Here is a 19684-nt window from a genome sequence, read left to right on the forward strand (position 1 = left end):
TCACGGATACAATTGCTCCGTAATCAGCCGACCGATGTTCAATGACGCGGTTGCAGCCGGTGATGGAGCGTTGCACACGTTTAGCACTCTGTCTTTCCGCAGGATCAGGAAGTCGTCGACCAGCTGTCCCTGCGGCGTCAACGCCTGAGCTCGCACGCCAGCGGGAGCGGCGACCAAATGATCGGCTCGAATTTCCGGCACCAGCACCTGCAGCGCTTTCACAAAAGCGCCCTTCGACGCCGATCGCCACATTTCGCCAACGCCCATCTTCCAATGGCGAAACGCCAATCGAAGGAAGCCAGAATAGGTAAGCGATTCCCACAAGTCGCGTGGGCTGATCTTCCCCCACGAATAGCCTTCTCGCGCCAGGGCCAGCACAGCATTCGGACCACATTCAACTCCACCGTGAATCATGCGAGTGAAGTGGACGCCCAGGAACGGGAACTGAGGATCGGGCACCGGATAGATCAGCGATCGACAAAGATGCTCGGCCTCCGGCTTCAGCACGAAGTATTCGCCACGAAACGGAACAATCCGCTCCTTCATTTGCTGACCAGACATTTGCGCGACGCGATCACTAAACAACCCCGTGCAATTGACAACCTGAGCCGCTTCGATGGCCCCTGCTGATGTCGTCACGGTGACGGAATCTGTGGATTGTCGAATGCCGGTCACACGGCAGCCGAGTCGAATTTCTGCGCCTTGTTGCTGCAGGACTTCGGCCAGTTTCATACAGACGCCAGGATAATCGACGATGCCCGATCCCGGAACGTGAATGGCTTTGATGCCAGCCACGTGAGGTTCCAGTTCCTTCAGCCGATCGACGCCAATCATCTCACAGCGAACGCCGTTTTCCTGGCCGCGACCGTAGATGCGTTCGAGAGCCGGAAGCTGGCTTTCATGAGTGGCAACAATCACCTTGCCGGTTTGCTTCCATGCGATGCCGTGTTCGTTGCAAAACTCTTCCAATGCCACCTTTCCGTCGCGACAGTTGGTGGCTCGCAACGAACCCGGTTTGTAGTAGATGCCCGAATGGATCACGCCGGAATTGCGGCCAGTCTGGTGAGCGGCCAGCTTGTCCTCCTTCTCCAGCAGCACGATTTTTTTCTGCGGATGCTGCCTGGAAATCTGCCATGCGGTTGCGAGTCCTATTACTCCGCCACCAAGGACGGCTACATCATATCTGAACATTCTTAACTTGCTTATCGGCTTACAAAAAACGGCTGGAGGTCAAGCATTTCAAACGAAGTTCTACGGGCGTGACGGGGTCGAGTCCAGTTGAAGCTGAACCCGCATTTGCCGCCGTGGGTATGCGCAAGCAGCACGGTATTGAGACAAAGGCACATGCACGAAGATGCCACCATCACTGATCACTTGGCTGGTGCAAGGACTGCTTTCTTTTGTGAAGAACCGTCACACGTACCGAATCCGTTTCCGCATATCCGTATTCATGCTCTGGTACCGAGTTGAAAGGTTGCCAGGACTGAACAGTTCGGCACGCATGAATTCCATGTCGTCGGCACCAATCGCGTTGGTGAAGATTGTCTTCAGGTACTCTTCGCCGAATTCCGACGGCTGCATGCGATTTTCGTCGTACATGCTGGAATGAACACAGCGGGCGTGAATTTCACCCCACTGATCACGCAGCTTGTTCGCCGACAGCGACGACACCACAAATCCTGCACGTGGACTGTACTGCAACGTGGCGACGGCGTTGTTGGCGCCGGCAACAAGCATTTCGACCGCCTTGCCGCCCAGTTGAGCTGCGTAGAAACGGTCAAACTGAATCGGCCGACCTCCGCGCTGAGTGTGTCCCACTTTTCTGGTGAATATTGACGACGATGCTGTTTCATGAGTGCGGATCTTCGTGAAGAATTCTCCCTCAATCCGCTCCGCCAGGATTTCATGCAAAGCATCTGCGGCGCCGCTATAACGTATGTTGCCGGCCGGGTCGTAACTGGGCGTGGACGCTCCCAGCTCTTTCCCGTCCAGTGTCTTCACACCCTCACCCACGACAATCACCACGTTGCGTTGCAGTTCGTAGATCTGCCGCACGCGTTGTTCCAGTTGGTCGATGTCGACGGCGACTTCCGGAATCAGAATCAAATCGGGCTGACCGTAGGCGGCTCCCAGCGCGATGTAGCCAGACTGCCGCCCCATCACCTCCACAATGCCGATCCGACGGTGACTTTCCGCCGTGCTGCGCAACCGCTGAACGCATTGAGCCACCACAAACACGGCAGTCGCGTAGCCCGGCGTGGCGTAGTTGATGATGTCTTCCAGATCCAGATGCGGGCGAGAACAATTCAGCTGTTCGATGTAGCCGCACTTGGTCGTGGCTTCTGTTCGCACCCAGTCGTTGGGTTCGTGCAAATAGTTCAGGCCGAGATCGTTGTCGATCGTTTTGGGGGCCAGCACGCACGGGACAAAATCGGCAAGCGGCTGCATTCCGTTAATCGTGCCGTCGCCGCCAATGCAGATCAGACCGTCCAGTTGCAGTCGCTGCAGGCTCTGCTTGACGGTCGCAATCTGGTCCGTCTTTGGATCCACGTAGGTACGCGACGAACCGATCAATGTGCCGCCGAGGCACGGGTTGAGTTCAGGAATGCTGGTATAAAGCGGATTCAGGCAAACGTGAGCCACCTTTTCATCCATCAGACCGGCGTAGCCCCGCATAATGCCGACGACGGTAATTCCCTGAGAGTTCGCTCGCTCAACAGCCCCATAAATGGTGGCGTTTAGAGCGGGCGTATCACCACCGGCAGTCAGTATTCCAATTCGTTTCATCGTCCGCTTTCTTTCAAACATCCTTCGTCCCTGAAAGACGGTCATTTTCGCGAATTGACCGATTTGTCGAGCCTGCCAGGGCGGAATTCCGCATCAGAAGACCAAATACGACGAATCCGCAGCATCCGCGTTCTGCGGTTCAGGAAATGTCCCATGCTCAACCGCCCGGGCGGATTGAATTGCCGTGGCCGGATTCTACCATGCGATACTAAACCGATACTTTCGTTACATTTGCATGAGGAATAAAACTGTGAGCAGCATTGCCGAAGCGGTGCAACAACGCAAAGAACAGCTCGACCAACACACGCGCGAAATCGTGCAGTGGCATTTTGGCGACGATACCGGCTCCGAATTTTGGCTGAACAAGAAGAAGGAATTCGACTTCGATCCGCTGACTGAAGTCGATTGCTTTGATGACCTCAAGAAATTCCCCCTGTTTGAAGACGACTGGCTGCGCGGCGGCCCGATGCGTCGCTGGGTACCGAAGCAGTACCAGGACAAACCGATCTACGTCTTTGAAACCGGTGGCACCACCGGCATTCCCAAATCGCGAGTCGTCGTGGAGGATCATTGGATCGACTACGAAATGTTCAGCGATACGCTGCCGGACGATAAGTTCCCCAAAGGCGGTAACTGGCTGATGCTGGGGCCATCCGGCCCTCGCCGACTGCGTCTCGCCGTGGAACACCTGGCTCAACATCGTGGTGGCATCTGCTTTTGCGTGGACCTCGATCCTCGCTGGGTCGTCAAGTTGCTGAAGAAGGGCAAAGTCGAAGAAGCCAAGGAATACAGCAACCACGTCATCGATCAGGCGATGGCGATTCTGGGAGCCAACAATGACATCAAGTGTATGTTCACAACTCCCAAGCTGCTTGAAGCTCTGGCGATGCGACTGCTGGACAACGACAGCAGCATCGAAGAAGCGGGCATCAGCGGAATCTTCTGCGGCGGCACAGAATTCACTCAACAGTGGAACCGTTTTGCCTGCGAAGAATTGCTCGGGCCGAACGTCTACATGACGCCGACCTACGGCAACACTCTGATGGGGCTGGCATGTGGAAAACCGTTTGAACCAGCCGACGAGTACAAAGTGACCTACTACGCACCTCAGCCGCGAGCTGTTGTGGAAGTCGTCGACTTTGACGATCACAAGAAGGTCGTCGACTACAACGCCACAGGCCGGGTAAAGCTGTACACGCTGACGAAAGAATTCTTCGTCCCCGGATTTCTGGAACGAGACGAAGGCGAACGCGAACAGCCTCACGGAAAGTACCCGTGGGACGGAGTCAGCGGCGTGCGACCGTACCATGTGTTCGCGAAAACAACGACCGTGGGCGTCTATTAAGGGCTGACGTAGTAGTTCATGGGCACCGTGCGACCATCTCGACAAAATCGACCCAATAGGCGTGCCACGTCAGTGCGTTTGCCGCGCCAGCGGGTCGAGGGCCGTGCCCTCGTCAGTGGTTGAACAGAAACTCGCGGCTGCTGAGGATGCCCCATGTGATGTCTTCCAGCAGTTCGCGCTTCTGTTCCGGATTGGCTTCGGACAGCAGCTTCAGCATCGCGGTCTTTTCGTGTTCCTTCGGGTAGCGAGACAGCGACGACAGGAACAATTCATCCAGCATGGCCGACTGGTCATCCGTGAATTGCTCAAGTAACTTCTGTAACCGATTGTCTTTGGCCGACAGCTTGCCGTTGATGGTGTTGCCGTTGGAAATGTGCAGCACCTGCACCATGCTCGGTTCGTCGCTGCGTTCACACTCGCATGTGATGCGTCGCTGATTACGGCCAAACGTTTGCAGGAAGTATGACTGCACGGCCGAATCGTACAGCTGAATGGCTCGAGTCCCCTTCGGATAGAAATCGGTGTCACGAATATCAGCCCCCGGGAAGGCGATCTTGTTGAATTCACTATCGACGCCGGTCACCTGTGATATTGCATCGAGCAACACTTCGGCCATCAGTCGTTTCGGATAGTAGCGAGAGTAATACCGCTTATCGCCGTCGTTCGATTTAAGCGGTTCACTGCTGCGTTGATAGGTTTCTGATTGCAGAATCTGCCGCATCAGTGCCTTCAGGTCGTAACCCTGATCCACCAGATAGCTGGCCGCTGCATCTAACAATTCCTCATTGCTGGCAGGATTCGATGCGCGCATGTCGTCCACCTGCTCCACCAAGCCGGCCCCCATAAAGTTACGCCAGACGCGATTGGTGATCGAACGAGCAAACAGTTCATTTTGTGGCGACACCAACCATTCCGCCAGATACTCGCGGCGGTCTCGTTCACTGTCGAAGGCCAGCGGTTCCGCGTCCAGCGGTGTTGGTGGTTGAGGCTTGCCGGTGCGTGGCTGGATCAGTTCGCCTGTGGAAACCGTTACCAACGTGCGCTTGCCGTCGCCGTTGCGAGGATCGCCGCCCCAGCCTTTGGCTCGCACACGTGAGAACAGATTCGCGAAGCTGTAGTATTGGTCGTTGGTCCACTTTTCGAGCGGGTGGTTGTGACACTTCGCGCAGCCGATCGACAAACCCAGAAACGCCTGACTCACGTTTTCCGCCATGTCTTCCGGCGCTTGGTGCAACGCGTAGAAGTTGGTCGCTCCGTTTTCGATACTGGATCCTTTGGCAGTGACGACTTCACGCACAAACTGATCCCAGGGCGTATTGGCCGCCACATGATCGTGAATCCAGGCGTAGTACGACTTCACCGCATCGGGCCGCAACAGTGTGCCGTTGATCATTAGCAGGTCAGACCAATGATACGACCAGTAGTCGACGAACTCCGACCGCGCTAACAGGCTTTCAATCAGAGCATCTCGCTTGGCAGGCGAACCATCGTTGATGAATTCGCGAACCTCGGTTGACGTGGGCAGCGTTCCAATTGAGTCCAGAAACGCGCGGCGGATAAACACTTCATCCGTGGAGTGCGCTGATGGCTTCAGGTTTAATCTGCGAAGCTGCTTCAATACAAGATCGTCGATGAAGTTGCGTCGGCCAGCCAGCAGATACGTGTCCGGAGAAACCTGCTGCTCAAAGGGCGAAGTGATGCGACCGATCACGATTCGGCTGCCAAACCACGCCGTTACCGCTCCTTCGCCCGGACCGATGACGGTTGCGACACCCGCTTCATCAACCGTCGCAACAGCTTCGTTGGCGGACGTGAATTTTGCCCATTGAGTCACGTCTTCGACTCGACCGTCAGAATACTGAGCTCGCACAATCAGCGGCTGGACCTGTCCCTTCTTAAGCGTGACTTGTTTGGGAAGGATCTCCAGACTCAGCAATCGTGCATCGGCCTCTGAAGGTGCCTGCGCGCCGTCAGCGATCCATTCTGAGATAACTTGATAGTGTCGCGAGCCTTCTTCCAATCGCTTGCCGCCTTTATGAGGCACAGCGGCGGTCGGCTTGGTCAGTAGCAGACTCTGCGCCGGTTCTACCAGATCGGTTCGACGCCCCAGTTGCTGCGTTGTAATACAAAAGTGATCGCGATCAGGGTCGTAGCCGTGCAACGAAAGCCGAAAGCCTCCCTTACCCGCCAGGGCACCATGGCACGCTCCGCTATTGCAGCCCTGTTTCGCCAGGATGGCCTGCACGTGATTTCGAAACGTCCAGTGAAACCGTTTGCTCATGCCGGTCACAGTGACGGGGGCAGTCGCGACTTCTTTGTCGCCACCAAACGCTCGCACGGTCGTCTGACCGTCGCCGACAGGCACGACAGTTTGACCTTCAACGCGCACGATCGATTCATCGTCCGATCGCAGCTTAGCGCCATTTTTTAACGGACCGGTCGCTGTCGCGCCGTCAAACTCTTCAATCAGCAAACGGTGCTGAGCTTCTCTGCCGTCCAGATGCAATTCGGCGGGAAGAATGCGAATGTCCTGCGCACCGGCGATTGAGGTCAGCACGCTGCAAAAGAAAATGGCGCGTATCGTCATGAGTTCATTCTGCGAAAAATCCAAGCGTCATCCTGAGGCGGTCGGTCCATCATAACCACAAGTTCACCGCGCGTCAGCCAGCCACGCCGGCACATCAAATCAAATTGACAACACTCAGTTTCACTCCGAACACACTTCCGGACGGCATTCCCACCGCACCGGAACACCATAAAGCCCTTCACAGTAACACTTTACAATCACACGAGACAGATCGGCACAAAACGTGAAGTATGTAAGCATCGACGCTCATGACGGCGTCTTCAAACTTGCCTCAATCCGCTCAAGACGAAAAGGACGGAACAATGCCCCGCACACTGTTTTCCGCTATGGCCGTTTTTGCTTTCAGCTTTGCAATGCCCGCCACCTCTTCCGCCAACGACATCGTGGACTTTCTGCGATCGATCTCTGGCCCTTCGCAGACTCATCACCGCCATGCGAACGTCAGGAGTGCGGACCGCGGTCGCCATGACCACGATCATCGCACCAAGGTGATTCCGGTCAGCAGCCGCCGATCGCCCGGGCGCGATATTCACCGACACGATGACCACCGGCGCGACGACCACGGACGCCACGGCATTCGCCACGATTTCGATCGCCGTAGCCCAAGCCGGTACCGATCGTCACGCCCGATCAGCATTCGACGCCCTGGCGTTTCGTTCAGCGTCAGCCTTGGCAGCAATGTGGTTCCACCACCACCCGTGATTGCGGTGCCCGCCGGACCAACATTCGGTAGCTTTGCTCATCTGCCACATCCAATCGGCAGTATCGTGACTTGCCCCGTGCCGATCGAAACCTGCGTCCGAATCAAAGGCGTTCGTCGAATTGCACCGGGAGCGATTCCGGTCGTCGTCGCCGTGCGGAGTCCTCACATCGGCCAGCACGGCAGCTGCGTAGAAGAAGTTGCTTACGTTGAAGTTCTTGTTCCGCCGTGCCCGCTTCGTGGAGCAAAAGTGTCTCGATGCGGCACAAAAATCCGGTTGGACTACGGTGGCCACGACATCAATATCGTCTCCCGCGACGGTCTTGTCGAAATCAACTACTAAGCCGGGGCGTCCCGGCGGACGGTTGGCGTGGTGGTCGGGATACGTTTTGAAAGCTGAAGCGCCAGCGGTGCTCCCGCTGGTCGCTGGGGGCGTGGGTTGATCGACGTAGAGCCGATCAACTTCTGCGATTGACCGACAGGAGGAGCGTTGGCTCCCCGATGGACGTTCCGTCCCGCCTCATCCGTTGGCCGAATACTTCTCCGCAAACTCCAGCACCAACGCGTCGACAATTTCGACCAGGTCGCCAACTTCCGCTTCTTTTAGAAAGCGGAAGTTGCTGCGATTAAGGGCTTCCTTATTGCGGATCGTGCCTTTTGTTGTGACCTCAAGAATATGAGTGTCTGAAAAAGGGCGGACCAACATTTCCAGGCGGCTATACAGATTGCGATTGTTGCCAGCCACGAGGTTAATGTCGTCGCGAGTAATACGAGCCCCCCAGCCGTCTTCGTTCATCACGGTTGAATACTCAAAGCCCGGGAAGTGGTCACACAGCTTCTTCAGGCAGCCTTCGATGTGCTCGCTAACGGAAATGCGCAGGCTGGAATGCAGGTTCCGCAGGTCTTCAACGGTCTCCTTTTGTTGTCCGGCCGCCTCGCCTTCCGCGTCTCGCGCTTTTTGGCCGCGGCTGATAGCCTTCTGCAGGCGTTCTTCAAAATCTGACATTAAGGTACTTTCGTTCGCCGAAGAGACTCGCTCAGTGAATTTTGCGAAATTCAACCCGGAAGATAAAACGCGGATGATGTTGGCACAATTCCACCGGGCATTCATTCGTGAGGACAAGGAAATTGTTGAGACATTTCCGACGTTTGGACAGTAATTGCCGTGCCAGACTGCTCACCGCCAGGAAATAGAGGTGGCATCTGCCAGTCGTTTGAATCGCTGTGTGAATTCGCCAGAATTCGCGGAACTACAGTTTACCGTTCAACAGTTCATTCGACGCAGGAAATTGCCAACATGGCCAAGAAGACAATTGCAGACGTAGACGTTGCTGGCAAAAAAGTACTAATGCGAGTCGACTTTAACGTGCCACTGGACGGCAGCACGGTCACAGACGACGGCCGTATCCGCATGGCCCTGCCGTCGATCAAATCTGTAGTTGAACGCGGCGGACAATTGGTTTTGATGAGTCACCTGGGACGACCAAAACCGGGGCAGGACAATTCTGAATTCAGCCTGCAACCCGCCGCCGAAAAACTGGCTGAATTGCTCGGCAAAGACGTTGCATTTGCGACGGACACCGTCGGTTCAGACGCCGAAGCCAAAGTCGCGGCTCTGAACGACGGAGGCGTGTTGGTTCTGGAAAACTTGCGGTTCGAAGAAGGTGAAAAGTCCGGCTGCAGCGAATTCGCAGCGAAACTGGCGGCATTCGGAGACATCTACTGCAACGACGCATTCGGCACCTGTCACCGCACCGACGCATCTATGGTCGCTACTCCGGAAGCCATGGCTGGCAAGCCGCGCGTGGTCGGATTTCTTGTCGAAAAAGAAATTCAATACCTGACCGACGCCATCGAAAATCCGGAGCAGCCGTTCGTGGCTATTCTGGGCGGAGCAAAAGTGTCCGATAAAATTCAGGTGATCAAAAACCTGCTGGGTATCTGCGACAAAGTTCTGATCGGCGGAGCCATGGCATACACGTTCTCGCTGGCAAAGGGCGGTGCTGTCGGTGATAGCCTTGTCGAAAAAGACAAAGTCGAACTTGCCAAAGAGCTGATCGAAGACGGCGGGACGAAACTGGTGCTGCCTGTGGACACTCATTGTGGCGACGGATTCAGCAGCGATTGCAACAAAGTGGTCGTCAACTCCGGCGAAATCCCTGATGGCTTCGAAGGCCTGGACATCGGACCTCAAACAGCCGCGATCTATTCCGACATCGTGGAAGAAGCGAAGACGATCGTCTGGAACGGGCCAATGGGCGTGTTCGAAATGCCGCCATTTGATGAGGGAACTCGTACCGTAGCCGAAGCGTTAGCGAAGAGCTCCGGCACCAGCATTATCGGTGGCGGCGACAGTGCCGCAGCGATTCGTCAACTGGGTTTTGAAGACCAGGTGTCTCACGTCAGCACCGGCGGTGGAGCGAGTCTCGCCATGCTGGAAGGCAAGAAGTTCGCCGCTGTCGACCTGCTTGATGAAGCGTAGAACGTTGTAGCGGCTAACAAAGCGAACCACCGCGTGCGACACGCGGTGGTCGCAGACGTCTTATTAAGCGTTCTCAGACGGCTCGCAGCACGGCCGCAGCACTCTGGCCCATGGCCGTGCGATTGACCGACAACGCGGTACGCGACTTCAGCTTCTGTGGGCCTTCCTGAACGACATTCAGACGGCACCGCGGGTCGGGAATCTCGTAATTCAGCGTCGCGGGAACTTCGCCATTCTTCAGCGACAGCAGCGTGCCCGCCAGTTCCACGGCACCGGCGCCGGCGTCGAAGTGTCCGATGAAACTCTTCATCGCGGTGACCGGTACTTTCAACACACAATCACCCAAAGATCGGTTGTAGGCTCGGGATTCGACGATGTCGTCAGCCTGAGTACTCTTGCCCTGAGCGTTGATGTGCCCCAACTCGTCTGGACGGATTTGAGCCCGGCGAACTGTGCTTTCAATGGCTCGCACCAGGCCCAGGCCGGCTGATTCGTTCGCGTAGCCTTTTCCATCGCAGCCAGCGCCGATACCCAGCACTTCAGCGTAGATGTCTGCCCCGCGGCGTCGAGCATGTTCGTAACTTTCGACAACAAACGTTGCGGCACCTTCGCCGACGACTGCTCCGTCGCGCTCAAAGTCAAATGGGCGACAAACGCGGGAAGGATCGTCATTACGCTTGGACAAGCCTTCGAACTTGTGAAACTTGGCAATGTCGACGGGATGAATATTGGAACTGCAGGCTCCCACAATCATCGCATCTGCTCGTCCGGCTTCGATCACTCGAACTGCTTCGCCCAGCGCCAACAGGGCGGATGCGTCGCGACATGTGATCGTGTTATTCGGGCCAGCGGCGTTGTGATCGATGGAAATATGGCAGGCCGGCATATTGGGCAATTGACGCAGCAGCCACAAAGGAGCGACTCGCCCCATTCCGCCTTCGCCCCAGCGTGTCATTGAAAAGTGGTTGGATTCATCGGTGCTGGCCTGAACGCCTGCGAGCAATTCAGCCGGATGAGTCGTCATGCGTCCGGCACCGTACACGACGCCAAGCCTGTAGGGGTCGATATCGCCACGCTTGATGGCGGCGTCTTTCATGGCAAGGTTGGCGGACGCAGCGCCGAGTTGCATGTCGCGAGACATCACCTTCACGAACTTTCGGTCGCGCAGCATTGTCGCGGGATCAAAATCGCGCACTTCGGCGGCGAATGGTGACGGAAGATCGTCGCTGGCGATTGACTGTAAGTAGTCAATCCCTGAACGATTTTGCATCAAGCTGTCCCAGAAGCGGTCTTTGCCGATGCCAATTGGAGAAACAACTCCAACACCGGTCACAACCGCGCGAATCCCATCGCACCCAGCCATGGTGACGCCTTGTTTTACGCGACAGAAAGAAGGCTCACTCACATCTTCCTGTCGGACCCATCGTGAGAATGCAGCCGAAAATCCTTTCAGCTCACATCAACGCTGTAACCCCTTCACAGTCGTCGACAATTCTTTTTCACACACTTGAACCTGCCGTGTTTCACACGCTCAAATTGCTCCCCAGCAATTCGATCGCTCACGACCGGTTCCCTGATTTTCGGGCAAAGACCTCGTCCTCAGACGAAATTCCTCTGCACCGACCTTGCATTACACGCATCGGAAGCTCAACTGTCAAGATGCAGCCGTTTTTTCCTGGCACACGAAGGCTGAGCCCATCGAAAAAGTCCGGTTCTGTGGCAAAAATTGCCGAAAGACAGGCATTCCGACACGTTTACCTGATCCGACAGTGAGAATCACACTTCCCACCTGTAGTTGACGCCAATTCCAGCGATCTCATTACAGGAATTTTCAGCAGACGACAATCAGCGGCGAAACCGGTCCATGCTCCGAAACCCCAGACTGCCTGCGAAAATCCTTGTCCCGTTCTGCCGATCCATGGGCAGAATGCTGGAAGCGGGGGTCGACGTCCGAAAAGCCCTGAAGACATCATCGTCGCACACTGCGGATCCTCGGCTGGCAGTCATCCTTAACGATGTCAGCAAATGCGTCAAACAAGGCGACGACCTCACGACGGCTTTCTCGCGACACGAGGACCGGCTTCCCACTCTGTTTTTGAATTTGCTAAACGTCGGGGAACAGACAGGATCGCTGCCGGAAATTTTTTCGTCACTCGCTGATTATTACGAAGCCAACGTCAAACGGATGGTGGAATTTCGTTCGCAGATCGCGTGGCCGGTGATTCAACTATTCGCCGCCATTTTTATCATTGGCGGGCTCATTTACCTGCTGGGCATTCTCGGGCAGGCGAACGCGGGCGGTGAGGCCGAGGACATTCTGGGGCTGGGCCTGGTCGGCACGTCCGGATCCATCGCTTGGTTCATGCTGACATTAGGCCCCATCACGGCAACATGGATTGGCTATAAAGTGATGACCAGAAACCTCGCGGGACAAAAGGCACTCGACCCGTTTCTGATGGCGATCCCGGCCATCGGCCACTGCATGACGTCATTCGCCATCGCTCGATTTTCATGGTGCTTCGCCCTGACTCAACAAGCCGGCATGTCGATCAAACCCTCTTTGGAAGCCAGCATGAATGCCACCAGCAACGGAGCCTTCATGATCGCCACGCCGGGGATATGGCAAATGTTAAGCGAAGGGGACACGCTGGCCGATTCGTTGAAGGCATCGCGGCTGTTTCCTACTGAGTACATTCATGTTGTTGAAACAGCCGAACACACTGGCACCGTCCCCGAAGCGCTGGACCGGATGAGTCACCGGTTTGACGAGGACGCTCACCGAGCCATGACACGGTTGACCGTGATTCTGGCCCGAGTGATCTGGGGGTTGGTGGCGTGCTTTATCGGCTTCATTGTGATTAGCTTTTTCATGCGATATGTAGCCCTGATCAACTCGTTTAGTTGATCAAGCGTCTATGTTCGCAGCCCGATGTTTTGAACGGCCATTTTCTTCCTGAAGGCGAGTTCCATTCGTATTACTTACGTTATCCCGACGCTGGATCAGTCCGGAGCCGAACGGCAACTGACTCTGCTGGCCACGCGCCTTCGCCAGAAGGGTTTCGCCGTTGATGTAATCGCTCTGAACCGAGGTGGCTACTTCGAAGACGAACTTCAGGCGGCGGATGTGCCAGTCCACATTCTGGAAAAGCGATTTCGGTTCGACCCGCTCACGTTCGTTCGGTTGAGGAGACTGCTGCACCAAAACCAGCCGGACGTTGTGCAGTCGTTTTTATTTTCAGCGAATTCGTATGTTCGCTTCCCGGGCGTCTGCCCGTCCGGTTCGAAGATTGTCGTTGCGGAACGGTGCGTCGATTCATGGAAGAGCGGCTGGCAGTTGCGAATCGATCGCTGGCTGAGCAACCGCATGGATGTGATGACCGCGAATTCCGAAAGCGTGGCCGAATTTTACCGATCCGTGGTTGGAGTCGACGAACAAAAAATCTCCGTCATATCGAACGGCGTTCTGCCGCCGTCCACCACCGCAACTGAAACAGCCAACGCACCGGACCTGCGAACGGAACTCGGCTTGCCGCCAGATACTCCTGTCCTCGGATTCGCGGGTCGGCTGGCTCCGCAAAAGTGCCTGAACGACTTGGTTTGGGCATTTCACCTGTTGCATCAGGCCGTCGAAGGTTCCGCATTGGTGCTGGTCGGCGATGGGCCGCAACGAGATCAGCTTGCCGAATTTGCAGAATCGGTTGGCTGCCGCAGTCGCGTCTTTTTTACAGGCCATCGCAGCGACGCGGCTCAGTTAATTCCGCAGTTCAACGCGTTCTGCCTGCCCAGTTCATTCGAAGGTATGTCCAACAGCCTGGCGGAAGCGATGGCGGCCGGCGTGCCTGTTATCGCGAGCGATATTCCAGCCAATGCAGACCTCATCACAAACGAAGAAACAGGCCTGCTGGTGCCGTGCGGCGAAAGCGTTGCCATCTGCAAGGCGGCTCAAAGAATATTGACCGACAATAACCTGGCGAAGTCGTTGGGAGAAAAGGCGCAGCAAGTAATTCAAAGCAAGTACAGCGTCGAGCAAATGGTGACGTCGCACATTGAGCTTTATGAGCGGATGGCGGGCGCTGACCGGTGAAGTTCGCTGCCAAACACATGAGGCATCGTCACCCGTCGCAATGCGACATCGCACACCAACAGAATCAGAGCCGCCGTCAGTAGCCAGGGCCACAGCGGCACCGCACGAGACGCTGATTCGCCCGGACTTGCGACGAAGACGTCTTCCGGTTGGGGCTGAAACTTGCCGCCAGTCGCCGTCGCAATCGACTGCAACTTTGTGTTGTTTGTCGGACGCAAACGGTATTCATCACCATAGCCGACGACAATTCCGCGCGACCGTTGCCCCAGTTGCTGGCCGTTGGCCGACTGAGTGACCTGAAGGTGCCACGCGCCTGGCGTGGGCGTTTCGATCTCTGCTTCATATCTGCCCGGAGCGGTTTGCATCACTTCGACTGACGTCGACTTCAGATCAGGCCCAACCAGCGTCAGCTCAGTTTTCGCGTCATTCAAAAACCGGCCGTCCACATTGATCGCATCGATCGTCACCCAGTGGCGGCGTCCGTTGCGCTGAACGTTAAGCTCAAACCCCTGATCGTCACTCTTGCGCATCGCGTGGCGGATCACCTGAGCCCAGAACTTATTGAAGCCCGGCCAGGACAACCATTCTGCGGCCCAGCGACTTTTTGCATCCGACGTCCACGCCGCTGAAACTCCCAACCCATAGCGCCACCACGCCAGCAATGGGTCGCCTGATTCTGTGGTGAGAATCACTTCGCTGGTCGCCTTGGGTCGAGTCACCACGTGGCCCAGCAAAAACGGAGCATCGTCCATGCTGATACCGTCCAACACGGAGGTCGCTCGCACCATGATCGGCAGGAACGGTTCTTCCTTGATGGCCGACTTGCTGGCCGTGATGGTTTCTTTAGCGAAGATCTGAGGAATCGCGCTGGCATCGCTGGAAAAGTAATAGCGCCCGCCACCCGCATCGGCGATCTTCCGTAGCATGGCCTGGTCGGCATCGCCAATCCCCACGGTCGACACGGTGATCCGCGCGGCAGTCATTTCCTGAGTGATGCCATCGAAGTCGCCCGGCGTGGAATAGCCATCCGTCAAGATAATCACGTGCTTCAACCGAGCGGTCGTGGACTGCAGCGCTTGGAACGCTTCCTCCATCGCCGGGTACAGTGCCGTCCCGCCGCCCGCTTCGATGCCCGCGATACGATCGAGGACCACACCTTTTTGAGAGCCCGGCAGCATCTTGCTGACCCAAAACGGCGCCCCATCGAAGGCGATCACGCCAATCTGATCTTTGTCGCTGAGCAGGTCTACCGCGCTGCGAGCCGCCTCTTTGGCGAGTTCGATTTTCTGACCGCCCATGGAACCCGATTTATCGATAATCAGCACCATGCCCAGCCCGGGTTTCTCTTTCTCTTTTTCAAAGTCGCCGCGCACGGGAAGCACTTCTTCCACAACCGTTTTGTAATAACCGCCCAGGCCAAACGATTCGTCGCCGCCCAGCATGATAAATCCGCCGCCAAGTTCGCTGACGTAGGAACGAATGATGTCCATCTGCCCCGCGGTCAGGTCCGTGGCAGGCACGTTCGACAGAATCAGCACTTCGAATTCCTGCAGTTCCGTCAGCGAATCGGGCATGCCGACGGCCGGGCGGACATCAAGCTGGATACCTTCTTCCTTCATCGCCCATTGCATTGGCTTGGCCAGTTCCGGATCACCTTCGATCATCAGCACCTTTGGCTGGCCTGTCGTGAACACCAGCCCGGCCGCAATGTTGTTGTCCAGAAAGCTGTCGCGAAACGGCCGATCAGAATCGCTTGTGTCAGCAGGTGGGCGAATTCTGGCAGAGAATTCAGTGGGTTGAGTGACCTGTTGAGTAAATTGAAATCGGTTCTCGCCGGTTGCAATCTGTTTCGTTTCGGAGATGACTCGAAAGTCGCCCGCGAAGACTTCAATCACGGCAACGTCGTCATGATTCGCGTCCACAACAACTTCGACACTAAACGGTTCGCCTTCCGCCACCTGACCTGGCACGTTGACCGCTGTCACCTGCAACTCCGGATCGTCGCGCACAGGCAGCGGCACGGTAGAAATCCGCGCGCCGGTGCCATCAAGCAACGAAAGCACGTCGCCGTCCGTTTCGTTGCCGTCGCATAGAAGGACAATGTGAGGCACAAATTCCGGCGGAATCCCGGCCGACGCCACAGCAATCGCATCCTCCAGCGACGTCGCCTTCCGCCATTGCTTTTCCGGCTGAGGTGCTGCGAGTGCATCCGTCGACTCCGCAAAGTCACCAGGTTCGGCAGCAAATGGCAGAATGGCAAACTGTTCCGCGCCACCACTCTCAGTCGCCCTCTGCACAAACTGAGCGGCTGCGGCCTGTCCACGCTCATCAACGCTTAGACTTTGATCCACTACGAAAACCGTGAACACGCTGTCGGTTTTGATCATCAAGTTCAGCCCGGCCAGCGCCAGGGCCAACAAGCAAAAGAGCAACCCGCGTACAAGCAGCGATGCGAGTAGTTGCCGCTTTGGAAGATCAACAAGGCTTCGGCGATAGACGAGATACAGCGCAGCCAGCAATGGTAAAAGCCACAGCCATTGCGGGCGAATCAATTCCAGTTGTGGCCACTCGACGGGCATGAAGGTCTTCGCGTCCTGAATATCGTTGCAGACGACGCAAAGTAACGAAGATTGCTGCGTTCGGCGAATGAAGTCCGCCGTTGCAGGCGATGTTGACTCAAAACCACGCGCCGCCAATTCACCGGGGTTTCCTTCGCCAGCTCAGTCCAACCCCGGCCACACTCGATGAATCGTTGTGCGCATTCGGGGAATTATCTGACTCAGCAGACTTCGGCGCGAAGGTGTAGCAAGTGATCGTTCAACGCGGCGCTGATTCGGCTCTGGCGTCGCGCACGAATAGCGTTCCCGCTACGTTTACGCCGGCTCCCCCGTCACTTAGTGACCGCCCTGCCTCCAGCGACCAACGGGAGCACCGCCGGCGCTTCCGCCATCATCCCGCTCACCAGCCCGCCACGCCAACCGCCCGCCGGGGCAGCCCGGCTCAATCGTTGATGCTGGTTTCGAGGAAGCGAGCGAGTTTGTGGAAGTCGCTGTCTTTCTCGATGAAGCGGACGACCGTGACCAGTGTGGCCGGGTCGACCAGCTTTTCGAAGGGCACGTAGTGAAGGTCTAACTGGCCGGAAACGGAAACCATCACGCCGTTGTGATTCTCTTCGCAAAGAGCACGATAGGCACCGACGCCCAGTTGGCTGCCGAGCATCACGTCGAAGGCTTGAGGCCGAGCACAGCGAGATTCGTAGCCGAGTTGCAGGCCGGTGACCTTTTTCTTGCTGCCGGTTTGACGTTCGAATTCGTCGGCAACTCGCTTGGCAAACATCTTGCCAAGGTCGACGTGAGCCACGGAAATATGGCCGTGGTCGTCGCGAGGCACATCCTTGAGGACATCGTCAGACAGGAATTCGGCGAGGCCTTCGGCGACAACGATCACGCCATATTCTTTGCCTTGCTTGTCCTGGCGATAACGCATCATGCGGACCATTTTCGCGACCAGCTTGTCGATATCCATGACTTTGCGGTCGGCTGTGGATTCCGGCGAAAGGTATTCGTCGGTGACGTCTTCGACACTGATCACCATGCTGGCTTCGCCGGAAATTGCTGCTCCGTAGGCCAGCCAACCCGCACTGCGGCCCATGCTTTCGACCATGAAGTAAGCTCGGCCCGCTTCCGCATCTGCGTGCAGATTGCGAATTTCGGTGCCCAGAGTTTCGACGGCGGTGAAGTAGCCGAAGGTGAAGTCGATGCCCATGTAGTCGTTGTCGATTGTCTTCGGCACGTGAACGACTGGGATCTTCTTGCTGCCTTCCGGAAGACTTTCCTGGAACAGCTTGAACTTGTTGGCGGTTTTCAGAGTGTCGTCGCCGCCAATGGAAACCAGCGCGTCGACGCCCAACGAGCAAAGCGCTTCGTACGTGCGTTTCAGCGGCGCGATTTTCTCCGGATCTTTGAGGTCTTCCGGAGCGTTGACGAACTTGCCAGGGTTGGTTCGAGCGGTACCGATCAGGATTCCCTGCTTGCTGCGTGTGCGACGCAGCATGACTTCGTGCAGGCTGATGTAGTCTTTGCCTTCCACCAGTGGCTTGTCGGCGGTGTAGTCAATCAGGCTTGAATAGCCGTGCTTGATGCCAACCACGTCGATGCCGTTGTTGATGCAGGAAATGGCACAGGTTGAAATGACCGCGTTGGCGGCAGGAGCTGGTCCACCTGAAAACAGCAGGGCGACTTTTTTGATTTCGTGTGACATGAAAATAGGGTTTCGGTGTTCAGTCTTCAGGGAAAGGTAAAGGGTACCGCGGATTCCAAAATGCAGTTTTGAAATTTACCAGGTGCGTTCCACAAACGTTGTATCCACGGTGCCGGCGACAAAATCAGAGTTATTGAACATTTTGGCGGCGAGTGGCAGAGTTGTTTTGACACCTTCTACGGAAAATTCCCGCAGGCAGCGTTTCATGGTGGCAATCGCATCGTCTCGAGTTTGTCTATGCACAATCAGCTTGCCGATCATGGAGTCATAATACGGGCTGATTGTGTAGCCTTCGTGAACGTGCGAATCGAATCTCACGCCCAGCCCGCCCGGCTGACGCAGCTTGGTGATTTTTCCGGGGCTGCCTCGAAAATCGTTGTCCGGGTCTTCCGCGTTGACTCGCAATTCAATCGCCGAACCGTTGCACGGAATGTCCTTCTGTTCGAACGGCAGTTTTGCACCGGACGCGACCAGAATCTGTTGCTTGATCAGGTCAATGCCGGTCACCATTTCTGTGACCGGATGTTCCACTTGAATTCTGGCGTTCACTTCGATGAAGTAGAAGTTGTAATCCTTGTCGACAATGAACTCGACGGTACCCGCGTTTTGGTAGCCGGATTCCTTAACCAGTCGCACGGCGGAATTGCAGATATCCTGTCGCACTTCGTCGGGCAGATTCGGGGCAGGGCTTTCTTCGATCAGCTTTTGGTGCTTCCGCTGCATCGAACAGTCGCGTTCCCACAGGTGCACAACGTTGCCGTGATGGTCGGCCAGCACCTGCACTTCGACGTGTCTTGGACGTTCGACGAATTTCTCCAGGTACACGCCTGCATTGCCGAATGCTTTTTCAGCTTCTGCAGACGCTGCCTGCAGACCGGCACGCAGGGAAACTTCATTCCCGGCGACTCGCATGCCTTTACCGCCGCCGCCCGCCGTGGCTTTGATCAGCACGGGATAGCCAATCTCGTTAGCGACCTTGACCGCTTCGTTGACGTCGGTCAGCAACCCGTCGCTGCCGGGCACACAGGGAACCTTGGCCGCCATCGCGATCGCTCGAGCACTCACTTTGTCGCCAAGTTGTGACATGGCTTCGTGAGGCGGGCCGATGAATTCGATATTACAGTCGCGGCAGACTTTGGCGAAATGGGCATTCTCCGCCAGAAACCCGTAGCCAGGATGGACAGCCTGCACGTTGCCGATTTCTGCCACGCTAATCAGCCGATTAATCAGCAGATAGCTGTCGGAGGCAGCCGCCGGACCGATGCAATAGGCTTCGTTGGCCAGTTCAAGGTAGTGAGCACCGCGGTCGGCTTCGCTGAACACGGCCACCGATTCGATGCCCATTTCGCGGCAGGCGCGAATAATTCGCAGAGCGATCTCGCCTCGATTGGCAATCAGAATGCGTTGAAACATTGGGGAAGGATTCCGTGTTCGCCTTA

At 56.3% G+C, this 19684-nt stretch carries 13 protein-coding genes; 5 read left to right on the plus strand and 8 right to left on the minus strand.

The window, feature by feature from the left end:
- Positions 1-1191, minus strand: a complete 1191-nt coding sequence (lhgO, locus tag Fuma_RS19145) for an L-2-hydroxyglutarate oxidase (RefSeq protein WP_077025541.1) — start codon at positions 1189-1191, stop codon at positions 1-3.
- Positions 1192-1413: 222 nt separating this feature from the next.
- Positions 1414-2787 carry a 6-phosphofructokinase gene (locus tag Fuma_RS19150; protein WP_077028417.1) on the minus strand — a complete coding sequence of 458 codons (1374 nt, stop codon included), beginning with the start codon at positions 2785-2787 and terminating at the stop codon, positions 1414-1416.
- A gap of 235 nt (positions 2788-3022) precedes the next feature.
- Between Fuma_RS19150 and Fuma_RS19155 the strand changes: the two genes are divergently transcribed.
- Positions 3023-4132 carry a hypothetical protein gene (locus Fuma_RS19155; RefSeq protein WP_077025542.1) on the plus strand — a complete coding sequence of 370 codons (1110 nt, stop codon included), beginning with the start codon at positions 3023-3025 and terminating at the stop codon, positions 4130-4132.
- 112 nt (positions 4133-4244) lie between these two features.
- On the opposite strand, the gene Fuma_RS19160 is transcribed toward Fuma_RS19155, so the two are convergent.
- Complete coding sequence (locus Fuma_RS19160; RefSeq protein ID WP_077025543.1) at positions 4245-6719, minus strand: DUF1553 domain-containing protein; 2475 nt, start codon at positions 6717-6719, stop codon at positions 4245-4247.
- 302 nt (positions 6720-7021) lie between these two features.
- On the opposite strand from Fuma_RS19160, the gene Fuma_RS19165 reads away from it, so the two are divergent.
- A complete protein-coding gene (locus Fuma_RS19165; protein WP_145944256.1) occupies positions 7022-7762 on the plus strand; it encodes a hypothetical protein in 741 nt (246 codons plus the stop codon).
- Positions 7763-7939: 177 nt separating this feature from the next.
- On the opposite strand, the gene Fuma_RS19170 is transcribed toward Fuma_RS19165, so the two are convergent.
- On the minus strand, positions 7940-8425 hold the full coding sequence (locus Fuma_RS19170; RefSeq protein ID WP_077025545.1) for a hypothetical protein: 486 nt from the start codon (positions 8423-8425) through the stop codon (positions 7940-7942).
- Positions 8426-8716: 291 nt separating this feature from the next.
- On the opposite strand from Fuma_RS19170, the gene Fuma_RS19175 reads away from it, so the two are divergent.
- Entirely contained in the window at positions 8717-9901 is a 1185-nt protein-coding gene (locus Fuma_RS19175; RefSeq protein WP_077025546.1) for a phosphoglycerate kinase, read from the plus strand.
- A gap of 73 nt (positions 9902-9974) precedes the next feature.
- Here the strand turns inward: Fuma_RS19175 and Fuma_RS19180 are convergent, their stop codons facing one another.
- A complete protein-coding gene (locus Fuma_RS19180; RefSeq protein WP_077025547.1) occupies positions 9975-11264 on the minus strand; it encodes a beta-ketoacyl-[acyl-carrier-protein] synthase family protein in 1290 nt (429 codons plus the stop codon).
- 501 nt (positions 11265-11765) lie between these two features.
- Here Fuma_RS19180 and Fuma_RS19190 point away from each other — a divergent pair.
- Both Fuma_RS19190 and Fuma_RS19195 read left to right on the plus strand, forming a co-directional pair.
- The gene (locus tag Fuma_RS19190) at positions 11766-12806 is read left to right on the plus strand and encodes a type II secretion system F family protein (RefSeq protein WP_077028418.1); all 1041 of its coding nucleotides are present in this window, start codon (positions 11766-11768) and stop codon (positions 12804-12806) included.
- Positions 12807-12896: 90 nt separating this feature from the next.
- On the plus strand, positions 12897-13985 hold the full coding sequence (locus Fuma_RS19195; RefSeq protein WP_257787800.1) for a glycosyltransferase: 1089 nt from the start codon (positions 12897-12899) through the stop codon (positions 13983-13985).
- On the opposite strand, the gene Fuma_RS19200 is transcribed toward Fuma_RS19195, so the two are convergent.
- From Fuma_RS19200 to accC, 3 genes are all read right to left on the minus strand, one after another.
- Positions 13955-16564: a VWA domain-containing protein gene (locus tag Fuma_RS19200; RefSeq protein ID WP_077028419.1), complete on the minus strand. Its 2610-nt coding sequence runs from the start codon at positions 16562-16564 to the stop codon at positions 13955-13957. The genes Fuma_RS19195 and Fuma_RS19200 overlap by 31 nt on opposite strands.
- Positions 16565-16985: 421 nt before the next feature.
- Positions 16986-18245, minus strand: a complete 1260-nt coding sequence (locus Fuma_RS34610) for a 6-phosphofructokinase (protein WP_099091819.1) — start codon at positions 18243-18245, stop codon at positions 16986-16988.
- Between the two features lie 75 nt (positions 18246-18320).
- The gene (gene accC, locus Fuma_RS34615; protein ID WP_099091820.1) at positions 18321-19658 is read right to left on the minus strand and encodes an acetyl-CoA carboxylase biotin carboxylase subunit; all 1338 of its coding nucleotides are present in this window, start codon (positions 19656-19658) and stop codon (positions 18321-18323) included.
- Between the last annotated feature and the right edge of the window lie 26 nt (positions 19659-19684).

Origin of the sequence: Fuerstiella marisgermanici, assembly GCF_001983935.1 — a bacterium.
GTDB classification, from domain to species: Bacteria; Planctomycetota; Planctomycetia; order Planctomycetales; family Planctomycetaceae; genus Fuerstiella; species Fuerstiella marisgermanici.